General features: G+C 66.8%; 15 protein-coding genes and 1 pseudogene. 5 read left to right on the top strand and 11 right to left on the bottom strand.

Features of this window, described 5'->3' with window-relative positions:
- Window positions 1-4: 4 nt before the first annotated feature.
- The 4 genes from JWS14_RS03250 to map all read right to left on the bottom strand — a co-directional run bounded on the left by JWS14_RS03250 (window position 5) and on the right by map (window position 5,399).
- Window positions 5-793, bottom strand: coding sequence for an HpcH/HpaI aldolase family protein (locus JWS14_RS03250; RefSeq protein WP_095863885.1), 789 nt, complete (start codon window positions 791-793; stop codon window positions 5-7).
- Window positions 790-2,766, bottom strand: coding sequence for a 3D-(3,5/4)-trihydroxycyclohexane-1,2-dione acylhydrolase (decyclizing) (gene iolD / locus JWS14_RS03245; RefSeq protein WP_241031250.1), 1,977 nt, complete (start codon window positions 2,764-2,766; stop codon window positions 790-792). The genes JWS14_RS03250 and iolD overlap by 4 nt, the downstream gene beginning before the upstream one ends.
- A gap of 24 nt (window positions 2,767-2,790) precedes the next feature.
- On the bottom strand, window positions 2,791-4,221 hold the full coding sequence (locus JWS14_RS03240; protein WP_206012481.1) for an aldehyde dehydrogenase family protein: 1,431 nt from the start codon (window positions 4,219-4,221) through the stop codon (window positions 2,791-2,793).
- Window positions 4,222-4,628: 407 nt separating this feature from the next.
- A complete protein-coding gene (gene map / locus JWS14_RS03235) occupies window positions 4,629-5,399 on the bottom strand; it encodes a type I methionyl aminopeptidase (RefSeq protein WP_206012480.1) in 771 nt (256 codons plus the stop codon).
- A 99-nt stretch (window positions 5,400-5,498) separates the two neighbouring features.
- Between map and JWS14_RS03230 the strand changes: the two genes are divergently transcribed.
- The 3 genes from JWS14_RS03230 to JWS14_RS03220 all read left to right on the top strand — a co-directional run bounded on the left by JWS14_RS03230 (window position 5,499) and on the right by JWS14_RS03220 (window position 9,068).
- Window positions 5,499-5,765, top strand: coding sequence for a helix-turn-helix domain-containing protein (locus tag JWS14_RS03230; protein ID WP_012687703.1), 267 nt, complete (start codon window positions 5,499-5,501; stop codon window positions 5,763-5,765).
- 454 nt (window positions 5,766-6,219) lie between these two features.
- The gene (locus JWS14_RS03225) at window positions 6,220-7,554 is read left to right on the top strand and encodes an IS110 family RNA-guided transposase (RefSeq protein ID WP_420855132.1); all 1,335 of its coding nucleotides are present in this window, start codon (window positions 6,220-6,222) and stop codon (window positions 7,552-7,554) included.
- A gap of 179 nt (window positions 7,555-7,733) precedes the next feature.
- The gene (locus JWS14_RS03220) at window positions 7,734-9,068 is read left to right on the top strand and encodes an IS110 family RNA-guided transposase (RefSeq protein WP_420855132.1); all 1,335 of its coding nucleotides are present in this window, start codon (window positions 7,734-7,736) and stop codon (window positions 9,066-9,068) included.
- Window positions 9,069-9,154: 86 nt separating this feature from the next.
- On the opposite strand, the gene JWS14_RS03215 is transcribed toward JWS14_RS03220, so the two are convergent.
- From JWS14_RS03215 to JWS14_RS03200, 4 genes are all read right to left on the bottom strand, one after another.
- Window positions 9,155-9,469 (bottom strand): WhiB family transcriptional regulator, encoded by a 315-nt coding sequence (locus JWS14_RS03215; RefSeq protein ID WP_072951436.1) that lies wholly within the window; start codon window positions 9,467-9,469, stop codon window positions 9,155-9,157.
- Window positions 9,470-9,912: 443 nt separating this feature from the next.
- Window positions 9,913-10,950: an alpha/beta fold hydrolase gene (locus JWS14_RS03210; protein WP_095863889.1), complete on the bottom strand. Its 1,038-nt coding sequence runs from the start codon at window positions 10,948-10,950 to the stop codon at window positions 9,913-9,915.
- Between the two features lie 606 nt (window positions 10,951-11,556).
- The gene (locus JWS14_RS03205; protein ID WP_206012265.1) at window positions 11,557-12,339 is read right to left on the bottom strand and encodes an IS630 family transposase; all 783 of its coding nucleotides are present in this window, start codon (window positions 12,337-12,339) and stop codon (window positions 11,557-11,559) included.
- Complete coding sequence (locus JWS14_RS03200; RefSeq protein WP_241031199.1) at window positions 12,228-12,698, bottom strand: helix-turn-helix domain-containing protein; 471 nt, start codon at window positions 12,696-12,698, stop codon at window positions 12,228-12,230. The genes JWS14_RS03205 and JWS14_RS03200 overlap by 112 nt, the downstream gene beginning before the upstream one ends.
- A 112-nt stretch (window positions 12,699-12,810) precedes the next feature.
- Here JWS14_RS03200 and JWS14_RS03195 point away from each other — a divergent pair, with 112 nt between their 5' ends.
- Together JWS14_RS03195 and JWS14_RS03190 are read left to right on the top strand one after the other, a co-directional pair.
- Window positions 12,811-13,425 (top strand): inositol monophosphatase family protein, encoded by a 615-nt coding sequence (locus tag JWS14_RS03195; protein WP_241031249.1) that lies wholly within the window; start codon window positions 12,811-12,813, stop codon window positions 13,423-13,425.
- A 438-nt stretch (window positions 13,426-13,863) separates the two neighbouring features.
- Window positions 13,864-14,066, top strand: a pseudogene (locus tag JWS14_RS03190) (ferritin-like domain-containing protein); the annotation flags it as partial.
- A gap of 196 nt (window positions 14,067-14,262) precedes the next feature.
- Here the strand turns inward: JWS14_RS03190 and JWS14_RS03185 are convergent.
- From JWS14_RS03185 to JWS14_RS03175, 3 genes are all read right to left on the bottom strand, one after another.
- Window positions 14,263-16,467 carry an RNA degradosome polyphosphate kinase gene (locus tag JWS14_RS03185; RefSeq protein WP_095863890.1) on the bottom strand — a complete coding sequence of 735 codons (2,205 nt, stop codon included), beginning with the start codon at window positions 16,465-16,467 and terminating at the stop codon, window positions 14,263-14,265.
- A gap of 47 nt (window positions 16,468-16,514) precedes the next feature.
- Complete coding sequence (locus JWS14_RS03180; protein ID WP_179377689.1) at window positions 16,515-16,754, bottom strand: hypothetical protein; 240 nt, start codon at window positions 16,752-16,754, stop codon at window positions 16,515-16,517.
- A gap of 293 nt (window positions 16,755-17,047) precedes the next feature.
- Window positions 17,048-17,962, bottom strand: a complete 915-nt coding sequence (locus JWS14_RS03175) for a universal stress protein (RefSeq protein ID WP_095863891.1) — start codon at window positions 17,960-17,962, stop codon at window positions 17,048-17,050.
- Window positions 17,963-17,970 lie beyond the last annotated feature (8 nt).

Here is a 17,970-nt window from a genome sequence, read left to right as displayed (position 1 = left end):
TCCTTTACTGGTCTTGTTCGGGGCGGGCGGTAGCGAACGCCTCGGACAGCGCCGCGGCGAGCAGGGTGGAATCGGAGCCGATGGCCACGAATCGGAAGCCGAGTTCGACGTAGCCGGCTGCCAGGGCGGCGTTGGCGGCGAGGATGCCCGCGGTCTTGCCGTGCTGGTGGGCGGCCTCGAGCACCCGCCCGAGGGCCGCGGTGAAGACCGGGCTGTCGAACTGCAGCGGCACCCCGAGTGCGAACGACAGGTCCAGTGGGCCGACGAACAGTACGTCGACCCCGTCCTGGGCGGCGATCTCGTCGACCGCGTCGAGGGCGGCGAGAGTTTCGATCTGGATCACCCCGAGCGTCGCCTGCTCCTCGGCGAGCAGGACGGAGCGGTCCATGCCCCACCGGCAGGAGCGGTTGTAGGTGGCGACCCCGCGGTCGCCGCGAGGCGGGTACGCCAGGTGGGTGATCGCGTCGACTACCTGATCGGGCTTGTCCAGGCGCGGCACCATCACACCGGCGGCACCCTGATCGAGGACCCGCCCGATCCGGATACGTTCCCCGGATTCGACCCGCACCACCGTCGGAACCCCGTAGGCGCCGGCGGCGAGAATCGAATCCCGCAGCGCGTCTTCCGATCCGGCACCGTGTTCGAGGTCGAGCAGGATCCAATCGGCACCGGCCGCGGCACACACCTCGGCCGCGGTCGAGGAGGCCATGCCGACGAACGTGCCGACGGTGGTCTCACCCTGTGCCAGACGCTGACGCAGGGTTCCGGCGTCGAGAGGGCTGTTGTTGCTCATCCGAACCACCTCTGCCGTCCCACGGCGTTGTCGTAATCGGCGCGCAGGCTCTGCACCCATTCCTGGTTCGAGACTTCGGCGGGGGCCACGTCCCACCAGACGTCCCCGCCAGGCAGGTCCACGTGCGGCACCGTCGGAACCACGATGACCACCGGCCCGGACACCTCGCGGGTCTGCTCCAGTGCGGTACGGACCTCGGCTGTGGTGGTGGCGCGGATCGCGATGGCGCCGAGGCCTTCGGCGATCTTCCGCAGGTCGACCTTCAGGTAGTCGCCTTCGAGGCGCGCCTTGTCCCCGCTGTCGGTGATGATGTCGCCGTCGGTGCGGTAGCGGAACTCGTTGCCGAATTCCCTTCCGTTGCGGTTCATCTGCAGGCGGTGGATGACCTGGTAGCCGTGATTCTCGGAGACGACGATGGTGACGTCGAGGCCCTCCTGGGCGGCGGTGACCAGTTCGGTCGGGGCCATCAGGTAGGTGCCGTCGCCGATGAAGGTGACGATCCGCTGGCCGTGGTTGCCCTCGGCGAGGCGCACGCCCATTGCGGCCGGGATCTCGTAACCCATGCAGGAGAACCCGAATTCGAAATGCGCGCGCCGGTCGCCGGTGGCGTCCCAGACCTTCTGCAGGTCGCCGGGCGGGCCGCCGGCGGCGGCGATGATGGTGTCGCCGCCGCGGGCATGCTCCTGCAGCAGCCCGATCAGTTGCGGCTGGGTGAGCACCGCACCGGTGACCGGCGCGTCCGGGTGCTCGGCGGGGTCGAATGCGGTGTCCGGGTCGAGGGCGGCGGCCCGGATCGGGGCCCAGTCCGCCTTCGCCGTCCGCACCGTCTCCTGCCACGCGGTGCTGGTGGTGTGTGCGGCAAGCGCGGCGGTCAGCGCGGCGAGGCCGAGACGGGCGTCGGCCAGGATCCCGGTGGCACCCTGCTTGCGGGTGTCGGCGTCGACCACGTTCAGTGATGCGAAGCGGACGTTCTCGTTCTCGAAGATCGACTGCGAGCCGGTGACGAAGTCGGTCAGCCGGGTGCCGACACTGATCACCAGGTCGGCCTGCTTGACCAGCTTGTTCGAGGCGAAGTTGCCCTCGAGGCCGACGCCGCCGACCTGCCACCACTCGTCGCGACTGACCGCGCCCTTGCCGCCGAACGACTCGACCACCGGAATCCCGACCTGCTCGGCGAGTTCCTCGAGTGCCGCGGTGGCATCCGAATAGTGCACGCCGCCACCGGCGATAATCACCGGACGCTCTGCCTCCCGAATCTGGGCGGCGACGTCGTCGACCTCCGCGGGGTCGGGCAGCGGGCGGCGGATCTTCCAGTCACGCGGTTCGAAGAACTCGACGGGGAAGTCGAACGCGTGGGACTGGATGTCCTGCGGCAGCGACAGCACCACGGCACCGGTGTCGGTGGGGCTGGTCAGTACTCGCATCGCCTGCGGGAGCGCGGTCAGCAGTTGCTCCGGGCGGTTGATGCGGTCGAAGAACTTCGCCACCGGACGGAACGTGTCGTTGACGGTGGTGTCGGATTCGCTGGCGTGCTCGAGTTGCTGGAGCACCGGTCCCTGGTGCCGGGTGGCGTAGGTGTCACCGGGTAGCAGCAGCAACGGGAGCCGGTTGATGGTGGCCAAACCGGCGGCGGTGACCAGATTCAGCGCACCCGGTCCGATGGACGCGGTCACCGCGAGGGTGGCGCGGCGGCGGCTGGCCTTGGCGTACGCGGTGGCGATGTGAGCGAGGTACTGCTCGTGCCGACCCTGAATGAACGGCAGTTCGTCGGACAGTTCGTCGAGGGCCTGTCCGAGGCCCGCGACGTTGCCGTGCCCGAAGATGCCCAGTGCGGCCGGGATGAGGCGGCGACGGTCGCCGTCGGCAACCGAGTACTGCGCCGCGAGATACTTCACTACCGCCTGGGCCGTGGTCAGCCGCACGGTCTTGTGTGTGCTCAGTGATGTCATGTCGTCGTTTTCTGTGAGTGCCACGAAAGTGCCTGAGGGGGAGGCGGGTTACCAGGGGCGGCCGTGGAGGACGATGGTCTTCTCCTCGGTCATTTCCTCGACCGCCGAGCGGACGCCTTCCTTGCCGATGCCGCTGCCCTTCAGGCCGCCGTACGGCATGAGGTCGGCGCGCCAGAGCGGGGTCCAGTTGATGTGGATGTTGCCGGCGTCGATCTGCCGCATCGCCCGCGTGGTCGCCGAGACGTCCGAGGTGAACAGTCCTGCGCCGAGGCCGTAGTCGTTGTCGTTGGCGAGGTCGATCGCCGACTCGATGTCGGCGGCGGACGAGACCGCGACCGCGGGGCCGAACAGTTCGTCGCGGCTGAACGGGGAAGAGGGGTCGACGCCGGCGACGACGGTCGGGGTGACGACGGCGCCGTCCCGGTCACCGCCGGTGAGGACCTTCGCACCGGCCAGCGCTGCGTCGGCGATCGCCGAATGTACGCGTGTGGCTTCGGCTTCGGAAATCAGCGAGCCCAGCCTGGTGTCGGTGTTCGCGGGGTCGCCGACGACGATGCTCTCGACCTTCGGGACCAGGGCGTCGAGGAAGTCCGCCTCGACGGACTGATCCACGATGACCCGCTGCACGCTGATGCAGACCTGTCCGGCGTTGATGTAGCCGCCGGCCGCGACCGCCGAGGCGGCAAGTTCGATGTCGGCGTCCGGGAGAACGATCACCGGGCAGGAGGCACCCAACTCCAGCGACAGCTTCTTGACTCCCGCAAGCGAACTGATGCGGGTGCCGATTCCGGTCGAGCCGGTGAACGACACCTTGCGAACCCGTGGGTCGGTGACCAGGACGTCACCGAGCGCGGAGCCCGGGCCGGTCAGAACTGACAGGGACTCGGGGGCGAGGCCGGCGTCGACGAAGCACTCGGCGAGTTTCAGTGCGGTCAGTGGGGTGGTGCGGGCAGGCTTGAGTACAACCGCATTACCGGCGGCCAGCGCCGGAGCGATCTTGTGCAACACCAACAGTGCCGGGTAGTTGAACGGTGTGATCGCCACGACGATCCCGCAGGGCTGGCGCAGCGTGAACCCGACCTTCTCGAGCCCGGTTCCGGGGTTGGCGTCCAGCGGCAGCGTCGAGCCGTAGAGCTGGCTGCCCTCGAACGCTGCCAACCGGATGATGCTGCCGGACCGGTCGGCCTCTCCGCGCGCCTCGCTGATCGGCTTCCCGGTCTCGGCGCTGATGGTCTGCGCGATGTCCTCCGCCCGTTCGTCGGCCAGATCGGCCGCACGCATCAAGGTCGCCACCCGCTCATGAGCGGGAGTGGCTCGCTGGATTCGGGCACCGGCCTCTGCCCGGTCCAGGGCGAAGGCGGCATCGGCGGCGGTGGCCACCGGAACCGAATCGATCACGCGGCCGTCGAACGGTGATCGGATGAGGTCGGTGGTGCGGTCAGTGGCGCCACGCCACTCACCAGCGAGCAACATGTCCATGTCGGCTCCATATCGGGACTCGTTCGCCGCCCACCGTGAGGACGGCAGGGCGACTGAGGATGACTTGAAAAGGGTTGGTGCCGAGTCGAATACCTGCCTCGCTCGGACACGTCTGTACCCGAATCGAAAGAGGATTCGGGCCGGGACGCCCGGCGCGGCGCTCGCGCGGCGGGCTGCGTGGCATCGCCGTCACCGGAGGCCGCAGCGGCGGTGAACTAGGCGTAGGCGGGGCTTGTCTCGTCGGACCTACGGATCCGCGAGCGCTTGTGCCACTTCGGTGGGGAATTGCTGATGCTCATGCAGCCAGTCTTGCTGTGACTGGCACCTCAATCAAGATTGATAACCCATCAAATTCACCTCATACGGAGGGTTGACGACCAGGAGGTCGAGTCGGTCGCCGACCAGGCTCAGGACGAGCGGCGTGTCAGGACGAGCGGATCACCGTCGGTGATTGCAATCGTGTGTTCGCTGTGGGCGGTCCGCGAGCCGTCGGCCGATCGGATGGTCCACCCGTCGGGGTCGTAGACGATCTTGTCGGTTCCGCGGGCGAACCAGGGCTCGAGTGCGAGGGTCAATCCGGGTCGCAGCACCAGGCCCCGTCCGGCCCGCCCCTGGTTGGACACGTGCGGGTCCTCGTGCATCGTTCGACCGAGTCCGTGCCCGCCGAATTCGGTGTTGACCGGGTAGCCGTAGTCGGCGGCGACCGCACCGATTGCCGCGGAAATGTCGCCGAGGCGCCCGCCCGGACGTGCGGCGTCGATACCGGCGGCGAGGGCGCGCTCGGTGGCCTCGATCAGTCGCTGGTCGTCCGCTCGGGGTGTGCCGACGATCAGGCTGCGCGCCGAGTCGGCCACCCACCCGTCGATCGATACCGCGATGTCCATGCTCAGCAAGTCCCCGTCGCGCAGGGTGTAGTCGTGCGGTAGCCCGTGGAGCACCGCATCGTTGACGGACAGGCAGATGACGTTGTGGAACGGACCGCGGCCGAATGACGGCGCATAGTCCCAGTAGCAGGACAGCGCTCCGCGCTCCTCGATCAGGTGCCGGGCGCGGTGTTCGAGGTCGAGCAGATTCGCCCCGACCAGGGCGCGCGATTGCAGGTCGTCGAGCAGTTCGGCGATGAACGCGCCGGTGGTGCGCATTGCCTCGATCTCCTGTGACGTCTTCAGTTCCAACACGCGCTCACACTCCACTTTCTCGCAGACAACCCGGTATAGAAATACCAGGCTAGTGGATGGCTCGGTATTTTCATACCGAGCGTGGCGTATCCTTGTCGCATGGTGCGATCCCCTTTGACGCCGCAGCAGCGCGCCGCCGGCAAGCGACTCGGCGCTTACCTCCGGCAGGCGCGCGGCGACCGCAAGCCCGCCGAAGTGGCGCATGCCGCGTCGATCTCACCCGAGACCCTGCGCAAGATCGAGACGGGACGTCTGGCAACTCCGGCCTTCACGACAGTCGCCGCACTCGCGGCTGTGCTGGCGGTCCCGCTGGAGGACCTCGCCCAGATCTGCCTTCCCGAACTGAACCTTCAGCAGACCGGGTAGTAAGCGAGGCGCCGCCGGAGTAGAGGATGCGGTCGACGCCGAGGGTTTCGACGCAGTACTGCAGCTGCGCCTGGCTGAACATCCCCTATGGGGTGATGTAGACGTTGCCGCGAACATGCACGAATAGTGCTCACCGGTCGGCGGCTCGGTGATCAGCTTCCCCACGGGGTCCGTTACCTGTCGAAGGCTCGCTGGTCGTCTCCCATTAGCCACCTATCCTCCCGGGGACGCCTCGCAGGCGCGAAAATGGGATCGGGTCGCCTGCCGACGCCGACTTTCCCTTGAGCCTGAGCTCGTTCATTAGCCTGGCGCCGGGGCCCCGACCTGGAAGGGTCACGCATTGTTGCTCCGAGCACGCCGGTCAGAATTTCGGTTCCCTTGACCGAGGCCCCCAGGCGGCCCGCCGTTGTGTATGCGTGTGGGATGCGGAAGGAGGACAACAGAAGTGAATTCATTGCCGGAACAGATTCCCGATGCTGAGCACGAACTGGTGGTCGAGTGTGTGTGCGCCATCGACGTGGCCAAGGCCTCGGGCAAGGTGTGCACCCGGACACCGGATCCGAAGCGACCAGGCCGGCGCGGCAGCACGGTGTGGGACGTCTCGGCCACGACTGCCGCGATTACGGATCTCGGCGAGCAGCTGGTGGCGGCGGGGATCGAGAGGATCACCGTTGAATCGACCTCGGACTACTGGCGGATCTGGTTCTATCTGCTCGAATCGGCCGGGTTGACGGTGCAGCTGGTCAACGCCCGCGATGTGAAGAACGTGCCGGGACGCCCGAAAACGGACAAGCTCGACGCCGTGTGGCTCGCCAAACTCACCGAGAAAGGTCTACTGCGGCCGAGTTTCGTCCCGCCGCAACCGATCCGGCAGTTGCGCGACTACACCCGGCTGCGGATCGATCTGACCCGTGATCGCACCCGCTATTGGCAACGACTCGAGAAACTGCTGGAGGACGCGCTGATCAAGGTGTCGTCGGTGGCTTCCAGTCTGGGTACCCTGTCGGTGCGCGACATGCTGGAGGCGCTGATCGCGGGCGAGCGTGACCCGCGGCGGCTCGCCGGTCTGGCCCGCGGCGCGATGAAAGCCAAGCACAACGCCCTCGTCGAGGCCCTCACCGGCCGGTTCGACGATCATCACGCCGAGCTGGCCCGGATGCTGCTCGACCAGATCGACACCCTCAACGCACAGATCGCGAGGCTCACCACCCGCATCGACGACCTGCTGGTCACCAGCATCGACGAGCCCGGTGACACGGTGCCGGCCGACGGCCACGACGCGGCGCGCGGCGGGTCTGGACTCACTGTGATCGAGCGGCTCGACGAAATTCCCGGCGTCGGGCGTGGCGCCGCGCAGATCATTCTCGCCGAAGTCGGACCGGACATGACAGTGTTTCCCACGGCCGCGCACCTGGTGTCGTGGGCGAAACTGTGCCCGCGCACCATCCAGTCCGGGCCGATCCAGCGCGGCGGTCGAACCGGCAAGGGCAATCCCTATCTCAAGGGAGTGCTCGGCGAGGCCGCCGCCGCAGCCGCCAAAACAAACACCTTCCTCGGCGAACGCTACCGGCGAATCGTCAAACGTCGCGGCAAGCTCAAAGCCCTCGTCGCCGTCGCCCGCTCCATCCTCGTCGTGGTCTGGCATCTGCTCATCGACACAAACGTCCGGTTCCACGACCTCGGCGCCGACTATCACACCCGCCACATCAACACCGAACGCAAGCTTCGCAGCCACCTCGCCCAGCTCGCCGCCCTCGGCTACCGGGTCACCGTCACGCCCGCTGCCTAACCCAAACACATACCTTCACAAACTGATCCGGCTCCGCAAGCTACGCCGGATGCTATCGCCTGCCACCCACCTTCGGCATTTTCCGGTCAGAATTTCGGTTCCCTTGACCGAGGCCCCCAGGCGGCCCGCCGTTGTGTATGCGTGTGGGATGCGGAAGGAGGACAACAGAAGTGAATTCATTGCCGGAACAGATTCCCGATGCTGAGCACGAACTGGTGGTCGAGTGTGTGTGCGCCATCGACGTGGCCAAGGCCTCGGGCAAGGTGTGCACCCGGACACCGGATCCGAAGCGACCAGGCCGGCGCGGCAGCACGGTGTGGGACGTCTCGGCCACGACTGCCGCGATTACGGATCTCGGCGAGCAGCTGGTGGCGGCGGGGATCGAGAGGATCACCGTTGAATCGACCTCGGACTACTGGCGGATCTGGTTCTATCTGCTCGAATCGGCCGGGTTGACGGTGCAGCTGGTCAACGCCCGCGATGTGAAGAACGTGCCGGGACGCCCGAAAACGGACAAGCTCGACGCCGTGTGGCTCGCCAAACTCACCGAGAAAGGTCTACTGCGGCCGAGTTTCGTCCCGCCGCAACCGATCCGGCAGTTGCGCGACTACACCCGGCTGCGGATCGATCTGACCCGTGATCGCACCCGCTATTGGCAACGACTCGAGAAACTGCTGGAGGACGCGCTGATCAAGGTGTCGTCGGTGGCTTCCAGTCTGGGTACCCTGTCGGTGCGCGACATGCTGGAGGCGCTGATCGCGGGCGAGCGTGACCCGCGGCGGCTCGCCGGTCTGGCCCGCGGCGCGATGAAAGCCAAGCACAACGCCCTCGTCGAGGCCCTCACCGGCCGGTTCGACGATCATCACGCCGAGCTGGCCCGGATGCTGCTCGACCAGATCGACACCCTCAACGCACAGATCGCGAGGCTCACCACCCGCATCGACGACCTGCTGGTCACCAGCATCGACGAGCCCGGTGACACGGTGCCGGCCGACGGCCACGACGCGGCGCGCGGCGGGTCTGGACTCACTGTGATCGAGCGGCTCGACGAAATTCCCGGCGTCGGGCGTGGCGCCGCGCAGATCATTCTCGCCGAAGTCGGACCGGACATGACAGTGTTTCCCACGGCCGCGCACCTGGTGTCGTGGGCGAAACTGTGCCCGCGCACCATCCAGTCCGGGCCGATCCAGCGCGGCGGTCGAACCGGCAAGGGCAATCCCTATCTCAAGGGAGTGCTCGGCGAGGCCGCCGCCGCAGCCGCCAAAACAAACACCTTCCTCGGCGAACGCTACCGGCGAATCGTCAAACGTCGCGGCAAGCTCAAAGCCCTCGTCGCCGTCGCCCGCTCCATCCTCGTCGTGGTCTGGCATCTGCTCATCGACACAAACGTCCGGTTCCACGACCTCGGCGCCGACTATCACACCCGCCACATCAACACCGAACGCAAGCTTCGCAGCCACCTCGCCCAGCTCGCCGCCCTCGGCTACCGGGTCACCGTCACGCCCGCTGCCTAACCCAAACACATACCTTCACAAACTGATCCGGCTCCGCAAGCTACGCCGGATGCTATCGCCTGCCACCCACCTTCGGCATTTTCCGGTCAGAGAGTGAGACGGCGCAGTGTGCCGCCCGGGGATCGGGAAGTCGCGCGGCGGGTGCGTCGGGTGTGGCGGGCGCGTTCGGTTTCGGAGAGGCCACCCCAGATGCCATAGGTTTCGGTGGTGGTGAGGGCGTGGGTGCGGCAGTCGGTGAGTACGGGGCAGCTCTGGCAGAGTTGTTTGGCGGCGTGCTCGCGCCGGGCGCGGACGCTACGGCGTTCACCGTCGGGGGAGAAGAACATGTCGGTGTCGGTGCCGCGGCAGGAGGCGCGGTGCTGCCAGTTCCGGTCGATGGGGTGGTGCGGATGATCAGGCACAGCAGATGGGTCGCTTTCGGAATTGAACGGTGACACGCTCAGTGGATCGCGCGGCGAGGTGCGACTGGCGGCCTGTCCGCCGATGAACAGCTGCGTTGCGATTCCATCAGGAAGCCCTGTGGCACCGACGTTCTCGTGTACTGCAGTCATCAGAGTGCGCTCCCGCATGCTGTGTCATGGCCTGCATAAAGCATCCCTCCGGCGGGGGTCTCCGGTCTTGCAGTAAAACGCACACTTCGTGCTGAAACGCGCACGGAGATGGCCTCGGCGCGGTCCCGTGGGTGGCGACGTCAGCGCCTGACGTGTCGTGTGGTGGTACCGCCATGCCGAAGCCACCATGGGCGCCGGAGGGGCGCCTGCCTGCGGCCGGTGACCGTGCCGTGTGGGTTCGTACCCGGGTGCCGGGTGGGTGTTGTGCCCGGGGTCGGTCTTGTGAGCGCGAGTCAGGTGGCTTTGCTTTCGGCGGGTCCGACCGCGTCGAGCACGGTGGCACGCGTCGAAGCGTCGGGGGTGAGGGCCGCCTGGACCGTTCCGGTGTTGAGTAGTTGCCGCCATCTGGCCTCGTCGAATGGTGAGGGGCGGGTATCGGAGAGGAACTTCTCGACGGTGTGGACAAAGCGCAGGGGGTCGTCCCGGAAGGGGAAGTGCCCGGCGTCTGGGAAGATGTCCAGGCGGGAGCCGGGCATTGCCGTGTGCGCGGTGTGGGCGTGGCTGACGGGGATGACGGTGTCCCGGTCTCCCCAGATGAGTTGAACGGGGAGACTGGCCGTGAGGTAGCAGCGGTCGAGCATGGTCACCGTCTGTCCGCGCCAGTCGACCACCGCACGCAGGGTGCGTAGGTAGGCCTCGTATGCGGTGGGGTCGGGCAGTTCGGTCAAGATACGCACCAGATCCGGGGTGTCGTGCAGCGCGGCACCGGGGTGCAGGGGGGTGCCGTGCAGCCGGGTCAACACCGTTCCCACCCATCGCACCGCGGGCACCGCTCCCGGCAGGCGCAGCAATTTCAGTGCCTCGTTGAGGATCGGTGTCGCTGCGAGGCGCAGGAGTGGGTGAACGTCCTTGGTGATGCCGCCGGCGGAGACCAGGATGAGCCGATCCACCATGTGTGGGAATTGGTAGGCGAATTGCATCGCGATGCCGCCGCCGAGTGAGTGTCCGATGACGGTGGCGTGGTCGATTCCCAGGGTGGAGAGTAGGTCGCGTATGCCGTTGGCGTAGGCGGCGACGGAGTAGTCGGCGCGGGGTTTGTCGGAGCGGCCGTGGCCGAGTAGGTCGGGTGCGATGACGGTGTAGTTCTCGGCGAGGTGCGGGATGATCTCGGTCCATGTCGTCGAGTTGTCGCCGATGCCGTGCAGCAGTAGCAGTGCGGGGCCGTTGCCGGTCATGCGGAAGGCGCGTCGGTATCCGTGGATGGTGCGGAACGTCAGTTGCGGCTCGGTGTTGGGTACCGGCCGGAGTCTGCGCATCCGGCTGGGGTTCATCGGACCCTCCTCGCTTGTTGCGTTCTACGTTGATTCTTCGCTGCGCATCGTCGATACCCGTGGCGACACGCCCCACCCGGGGGTGTTGACATCAGGTGGTTGTTGCCTGTCTCCCGTGCCCCGGAGTGGGCGCGGACAACGTTCGCTGGTTATTCGCGGTGGAGGCCGCGGCGTTACACGCGGGCGATCACCGAGCGCCGATCACCAGGCGCCGGGGCCCTGGGCCGTGCCGCTCGATGTCGCTTCCGATGTGGGGAGCCCGACTGAACCTGCTGCCAGGCGACCTGGCCGGCGCCGATCAGAGCGCTCTGAGTGCGCTCGGGCAGTGTCGGTGCCATCGCCAGCAGGCGGTCACCTGATTGCGGGCCAAGTGCACATCACGCGAACGCACACTCGACCGATTAATTGCATTTCAACCACTGACCAGACTGTCCGCGAGGTCCTGAGACAGATGTGTTGACGGAGTCCTGAGACAACATGCGAGTCCAGGTCCTCCTCAACCACGCACGGGCGCGGAATGCCTGACAACTTGCCCGCACGTTCAGCGGCGTTTCCTTCCCGGTTACCTGCAGGGCAGTTGTCCGTACAACTAGTAGCGTGTCGCTGCTAAGTGTTGGGATATAGGTGGCGGAGTTTGATGCGGGCGTCGTCGGTGGTGAAGTGCCACTGGACCTGGCGTTGATCGGCGTTGGTCTGTCGTTGCCAGGCGGCGAGTTCGGCGCCCAGGGTCTCGAGGTCCTCGATGCGCCGGTCCAGGCACTGGCGGGTCAGCACCGAGAGTTCGATCTCGGCGATGTTGAGCCACGAGCCGTGCTTGGGGGTGTGGTGGATCTCGAGTCGCTGCGCGAGCGCGAACGCCTCGGCCGGCTCGAAGGCCTCGTAGAGCGATCCGATGCCGTGGGTATTGAGGTTGTCCATCACCAGCACCACCGTCTCCGCGTCCGGGTAGTCCACGCACAGAAGCTCTTTGACCTGCCGGGCCCAGTCGATCTTGGTGCGCCGGGGCTGGGCATCGACACGCCGCCAGCCGGCCAGGGGCTCGACCCAGCAGAAGATCGAGCAGGTCCCGTGCCGCACGTACTCGGAGTCCTCCTTCAGATCGCGTCCCGGGCCTGCAGGGATCGGGTCACGCACGTGAGCGAGGAGCTGGTAGGGCTTCTCGTCCATGCACACCACCGGGCGAGAGGGGTTGTGGGGGCGGGCGTAGACCGACAGGACATCTTCCATCCGGGCTGCGAACTCCGCGTTCGCCTTTGGTGGGATGGTCCAGCACTTCTTCAGGTGAGGACGAAGTTTCGTTTTTTTAAAATCCGGCCGATGGTCGAGTGGTCCAGGTCTGGGATGTCCTCGACCAGGGCGACGTGCTTCTCCAGCAGTCGCAGCGACCACCGGGCATGACCCTCGGGCGGCTTCGAGCAGGCCAACGCAATCAACCTGGCCTCGATCTCGCCGGTGATCTGCGAGGGCACCGGTGGCAGGTCACGCTGCTTGCGCCCGATCGTGGCCTCCACGTCCTGACCGGTTTCAGCGAACCGCTTGGCCACCAGCCGCACCGTCTCACCCGAGACCCCCAACCGTGCCGCGATCACCTTCTTCTCATCGACCGCCCCGACCGAGGTGTCCAGCGCCAGCAACACCCGGGCCCGTCGGATCATCGAGGCCGGATGCACCCCGGTGGTGGTCAACCGTTCCAAGAACTCACGATCAGCCGAGCTCAACGTCACCGGACGCTTCTTCTGCGAAGGCATTGACAACAGTCCTGACCGGCAGAGGGGAAGGGGAAGTCTGCCGCCTCCAACTTAAACGAAACAAGGCAGAACTAAGCAGCGACACGCTACTAGGCACGTGACAGTGGTCGCCATGACGGAGCATCGGTACCGCACCATCGCGGACCAACTGGAGTGCGAGATCGAGCGCCTGAACGTCGGCTCGGCCGTCACCCTGGTGGTCGACCCGGTCGACGGCTCGGCCAACGCCGCCGCCGGTGTGCCGCTGGCCTGCTTCAGCGCGGCCGTCGTCGTGGACGGTGAGTTCACCGAGGCCATGACCAGCTGGCTGCACACGGACGAGCGCTGGTGGGCGTCACGCACTGGTTCGCCCTACCTCACCAGCGGCTGCCGGTCCGTCGCGGACGCCGCCGTGTCGATGCTGCGCCCGCACCCGCGCAACTGGGACGCGTGGACCCGCGTCGCGCAGAAGGCGACCCGCATCCGGATCCTCAGCTGCAGCACCCTCGACGCCGTCCTGGTGGCCACGGGAGCCGTAGATGCGTTCGTCGACGCCGGAAGCGACACCCACCGTCTCATGGACATCGCCGCGGCCGTTGTCCTCGTTGGCGCGTCCGGTGGCGTCGTCCTTGATGCCTTCGGCCGGCCCGTCGAGTTCGACACCGACCTCACCCGCCGCTGGAGCGGGATCGTCGCGGCCACCCCCGAACTCGGCGAGGAGCTCCGAACCCTCATCGCAGAGGCGTAGCAGCCCGTGCATCCTGGGTAGCCGGAGCCTGATCCCGGCAAGCCCACAGCCTGAGCACGGACCGTCCTGCAGAGGGATCGCTCGACAGGGCCGCGGCTACCCTCAGGAGTGGAGCACTACGTTTCAACGAAGCTGTTTTCGGATCCGCTCGAGCAGCCATGACTCGACGCCACTGAGCGCCGTCCCGGCCATTGTCGTGGGGTGCCCGTGCCCGTGGGGACCCGGTTGGCCGGCCAGAGCCGAGCGCCCTGACGATGCGCGACGACTTCAGCGCCCCACCGAGGCGATCGGCCCCCTTCCGGGTCTGACCAACCGCCCACCACGGTAGTCCCGGAAGGTGTCGGTGCGGTGGCGGGCATGTGGCCGGCGAGTGTTCGCGTGTGCCTCTTGTCCGCGCCGGCTTGGTAGGTGGTCGGGTGCCGCGCAAGCCGGGGGATGAGCGCCCTCGAAACCGCGGAAAGGTCACCCGCCGCGAAGGAGCCGACGGGGTCGCGGAAGCGCTGCATACAGCCCGTACCGCGGCCGGAGTCTTCGAACCGGGCGAGCTGCCCATCGACAGCTACGACGACCTCAACGTCTCGGAGACAGTGGCTGCAGTCAAGGAAGTGACCGAGCCGGCCGACGTGCGCGCCATCGTGGCGGACGACCTGACCTCCCGGGAATGACCGTCCCGCCGAAACCGCTGGCCCATGGTGTCGAACGAGCAGTGATCGTTCGCTGCCTCACTCGCCGTCGGACACACCATCGCGATCGACGGCGATACACCAATCCGATCACCGTTCTGTGGATCGTCCGGATTCGGACCCACTCGGTGAATGACGGGGGCCGTTCATAGGGTCAGGACCCGCTGGTCGTCCGGGCCCGCATGAGTGCCTCTTGATGTTCGCGGACGTCTTCGCCGTGGGCGGGTGACGCGGCCCAGCTTCCGTCGGGGTGGAGCACCCAGCACCGGGTCCTCGGGTCGAGCGCCGAATCGAAGAGGCCGCCTAATTGCGTGGTGAGCCGCGGATCTTTCACCTGGACTCCGGCCTCCACCCTGCGGTCGAGGTTGCGGTGCATCATGTCGGCGCTGGCGATCCAGTATTCGTCCGCCCCGCGGAAGTGCAGGACCCGCGAGTGTTCGAGGAAACGGCCGAGGATCGACCGGACGTGGATGTTCTCGCTCAGTCCGGGCACCCCCGGTTTCAGCGCGCAGATTCCGCGGACGACGATCTGCACGGGCACACCGGCCTGCGACGCACGGTAGAGCGCGTCGATCACCTGTTCGTCCACTAACGCGTTCGCCTTCAAGCGAATACCCGCGTCCTCGCCGCGAAGTGCGCGCGCCACTTCGCCGTCGATCCGCTCGATGATGCCCCGCCGTATGCCGTAGGGCGCGACGAGGAGGTTGCGATACTGGGTTTTCCGTGAGTAGCCGGTGAGGGAGTTGAACAGGTCGGTGAGGTCGGCGCCGATCTCCGGTGCCGCGGTGAGCAGACCGATGTCTTCGTACAGCCGGGCGGTCTTGGGGTGGTAGTTGCCGGTGCCGATGTGGCAGTAACGCCGGATGGTGGACCCCTCGCGGCGGACGACGAGGCACGTCTTGCAGTGGGTCTTGAGCCCGACCAGTCCGTACGCCACGTGTACGCCGGCTTTTTCGAGTTTGCGGGCCCATTTGATGTTCGCCTGCTCGTCGAATCTCGCCTTGATCTCGACCAGTGCGACAACCTGTTTGCCGGCCTCGGCGGCGGTGATCAGGGCGTCGACGATGGGGGAGTCGCCGGAAGTGCGGTAGAGCGTCTGCTTGATGGCCAGAACCTGGGGGTCGGCGGCGGCCTGTTCGATGAAGCGTTGCACGCTGGTGGAGAACGAGTCGTACGGGTGGTGGACCAGGACGTCGCCGTCGCGGAGGGTGGAGAAGACGCTCTTGGGTGTTTCCCGCTCGCCGAATGCCGGATGCGTTGCCGGCACGAACGGCGCGTCCTTGAGGGCGGGCCGGTCGACGGCGTACACCTGCCACAGGCACGACAGATCCAGCAGTCCGGGCACCTGGATGACGTCGCCGGGGTCGACGTCGAGTTCGCGCAGCAGGAGGTCGAGCATGTGTTCGGTCATGTCGTCGGCGACCTCGAGTCGGACCGGGGATCCGAAGCGTCGGCGGGCCAATTCCCGCTCGAGGGCCTGCAGAAGATCTTCGTCGCGGTCTTCCTCGACCTCGAAATCGGCGTTGCGGGTAATGCGGAACGCGTGGTGCTCGACGATCTCCATGCCGGGGAACAACGCGTCGAGGTGCGCAGAGATCAATTCCTCCATCGGGAGGAACGCGTCGATGGACGAGGGTGTCTCGTCGCGGCGGACGCGGACGAACCGGCCCACGTTGTCCGGAACCTTGACACGCGCAAAGTGTTCGCCACCGGTGAGCGCGTCCTTCACCGTCACCGCGAGGTTGAGGCTCAGGCCACTGATGTAGGGGAACGGGTGTGCGTGGTCGACGGCGAGCGGTGTGAGGACCGGGAACACCTGGTCCTGGAAGTGCACAGTCAGCCGGGCATGGTCGTCGTCGTCGAGATCGGACCAGCGGACGATCGAGATCCCCTCGGCGGCCAGCGCCGGCCGCACGGAGTCGAGGAACACCCGAGCGTGTTTGTCCGAGATCTCCTGGGTGAGCTTGGCGATCAGTGCGAGCTGCTCACGAGGGGTGAGGCCGTCGGCGGACCGCACCGAGAGACCGGTTTCGTCGCGGCGCTTGAGACCGGCGACCCGGACCATGAAGAACTCGTCCAGGTTGGAGGCGAAGATGGCGAGGAACTTGGCGCGCTCGAGCAGCGGCAGCGACGTGTCCTCGGCGAGTGCGAGCACCCGTGAATTGAAATCGAGCCAACTGAGTTCACGGTTCAAGTAGCGATTTTCGGGGAGCCCGTCGGCGAGCGCACTCGGCACTGCGCTGGTCGCGGCTGGCGGCGCCCCGGGAATGGTCGGCGGTGGCGCGAGGACGCGACCGTCGCGTCCACCGGTCTCCACATTGATGTCGGTGTTCTGATCGGGTGCGTCGCCGTTGCTCACTCCTCGATCATCCACCCTCCGCCCACATCCGTCCTGTAGAAGAATCGTCATACCAAACCGTCGATCCGGGGGTGAGACCGTATGTCGCCGAGTGCCCGCGAGCGGAAAAGGTGCCCTGTCGGCTGCCCGGTCCGTTGGCAAGGCGCCTGGATCAATTCGACGGCGATCACGAGATGCTTGCCGGGTTGTTCGACGGTAATCAACTCGCGGAGCAGGTCGAGGAACAGTTCGAGAACACTGACCGTCGTCACCGAGGTGGTCCTGATCCCGAACATCGCGTTCGTCACCGAACCTCTGCGGGGCCACGATCTGGGGGTGTGGGGATCCCGGCCGAGTCGGCGCCGTGGGCGCCGGGCAGGTTTTCCCGGCCTTGTTGCCGGCGACCGGCAGGATCGCCTTCAGTTCGGGGTCGACCGCGAACAACACCTGCAGCTCCGAGCGGCCACTCGACCCCGGACTGAGTTCCTTCATGTTCATGTGACCTGATGCCTTCACCGTATCGACCAGAGGCCGGCAGAGCTGCGGTCCGCGAGTAACTCGAGTGCGGCAATCACCTGCTCGTACGACGACTGATCCAGTGCTAACAGCCACTCCTCACATTCGAGTGGTGTCGTGCGCGGTGGATCATGATCGGGCACGGGCTGTGGTGCAGGAGATGGTGGCTCACCGATCCGAGGATTGCGCCGGCGAGACGACCGTGGCCGTGGCTGCCGACGACAATCAGTTGCGCGTCGGTGGCCCGATCGAGGATCAACCGGGCCGGAGTCGTCGGCTCGACCACCTCGGTGACAGCGACGCCGGGGTACCGCTCCCTTACCTCGGCGAGGTGTGTGGCCAGCACATCATGTTCGGATTCCTCGAGGGCATCCCGGTCCACCAGGAATGGGATGGTCACGTTCCCGGCCGCGTGCCGGGGCGACCACGCATGGACGGCGACCACGGGTGCCCCGAACAGGTGCGCGAACTCGAAGGCAGCGAACACGGCGGCGGCGCTGGAATCACTGTCATCGATGCCGACGACGACCGGCCGCCGATCCGGGAACATCTCGGACTGTTGGCGGCACACCGTGATCGGGCAGGTGCCATGCCTGGCGAGTGCGATGGCGGTCGATCCCGCCGTCAGTGCCCCCACACCCGGTGGGCTGCCGGCACCGAGCACGATCATCCCCGCGGTCGCACCTGCTGCCGCCAGCGCCGGAGCGGTCGGGCCGGGCACCAGGTCGGAGTGCACGTCGAGTTCGGGGAATCGGAGGCGCACTTCGGTGGACGCTTCATCGAGAACCTTTTCACCGGCCTTGCGGTGTTGAGCGATGGCGGGCCCCTGCCCCATGACCGCGACATCGGTCATCAGGTAGAGGGCCTCCGGGAGGGTGTGCACGACCCGCAGCGGTGTCCCGGTGCGGGAGGCGAGTGCCGCTGCCCATGCAGCAGCTCTACGGGCGGCCGGTGATCCGTCGACACCGACCACCACCCCTCGACTTGCCGGTGTGTTCATGTCGAGTC

Source organism: Rhodococcus koreensis (assembly GCF_017068375.1).
GTDB classification, from domain to species: domain Bacteria; phylum Actinomycetota; class Actinomycetes; order Mycobacteriales; family Mycobacteriaceae; genus Rhodococcus_F; species Rhodococcus_F koreensis.
The sequence above is the reverse complement of the archived record's forward strand: the minus strand, read 5'-3'. Positions and strand labels throughout refer to the sequence as shown.

Coding starts and splice junctions, on each gene's coding strand:
- JWS14_RS03200 (WP_241031199.1), bottom strand. CDS start 12,698: ATGCCTTCGCAGAAGAAGCGTCCGGTGACGTTGAGCTCGGCTGATCGT.
- JWS14_RS03250 (WP_095863885.1), bottom strand. CDS start 793: ATGAGCAACAACAGCCCTCTCGACGCCGGAACCCTGCGTCAGCGTCTG.
- JWS14_RS03240 (WP_206012481.1), bottom strand. CDS start 4,221: ATGGACATGTTGCTCGCTGGTGAGTGGCGTGGCGCCACTGACCGCACC.
- JWS14_RS03175 (WP_095863891.1), bottom strand. CDS start 17,962: ATGAACACACCGGCAAGTCGAGGGGTGGTGGTCGGTGTCGACGGATCA.
- JWS14_RS03195 (WP_241031249.1), top strand. CDS start 12,811: ATGACGGAGCATCGGTACCGCACCATCGCGGACCAACTGGAGTGCGAG.
- JWS14_RS03230 (WP_012687703.1), top strand. CDS start 5,499: ATGGTGCGATCCCCTTTGACGCCGCAGCAGCGCGCCGCCGGCAAGCGA.
- JWS14_RS03210 (WP_095863889.1), bottom strand. CDS start 10,950: ATGAACCCCAGCCGGATGCGCAGACTCCGGCCGGTACCCAACACCGAG.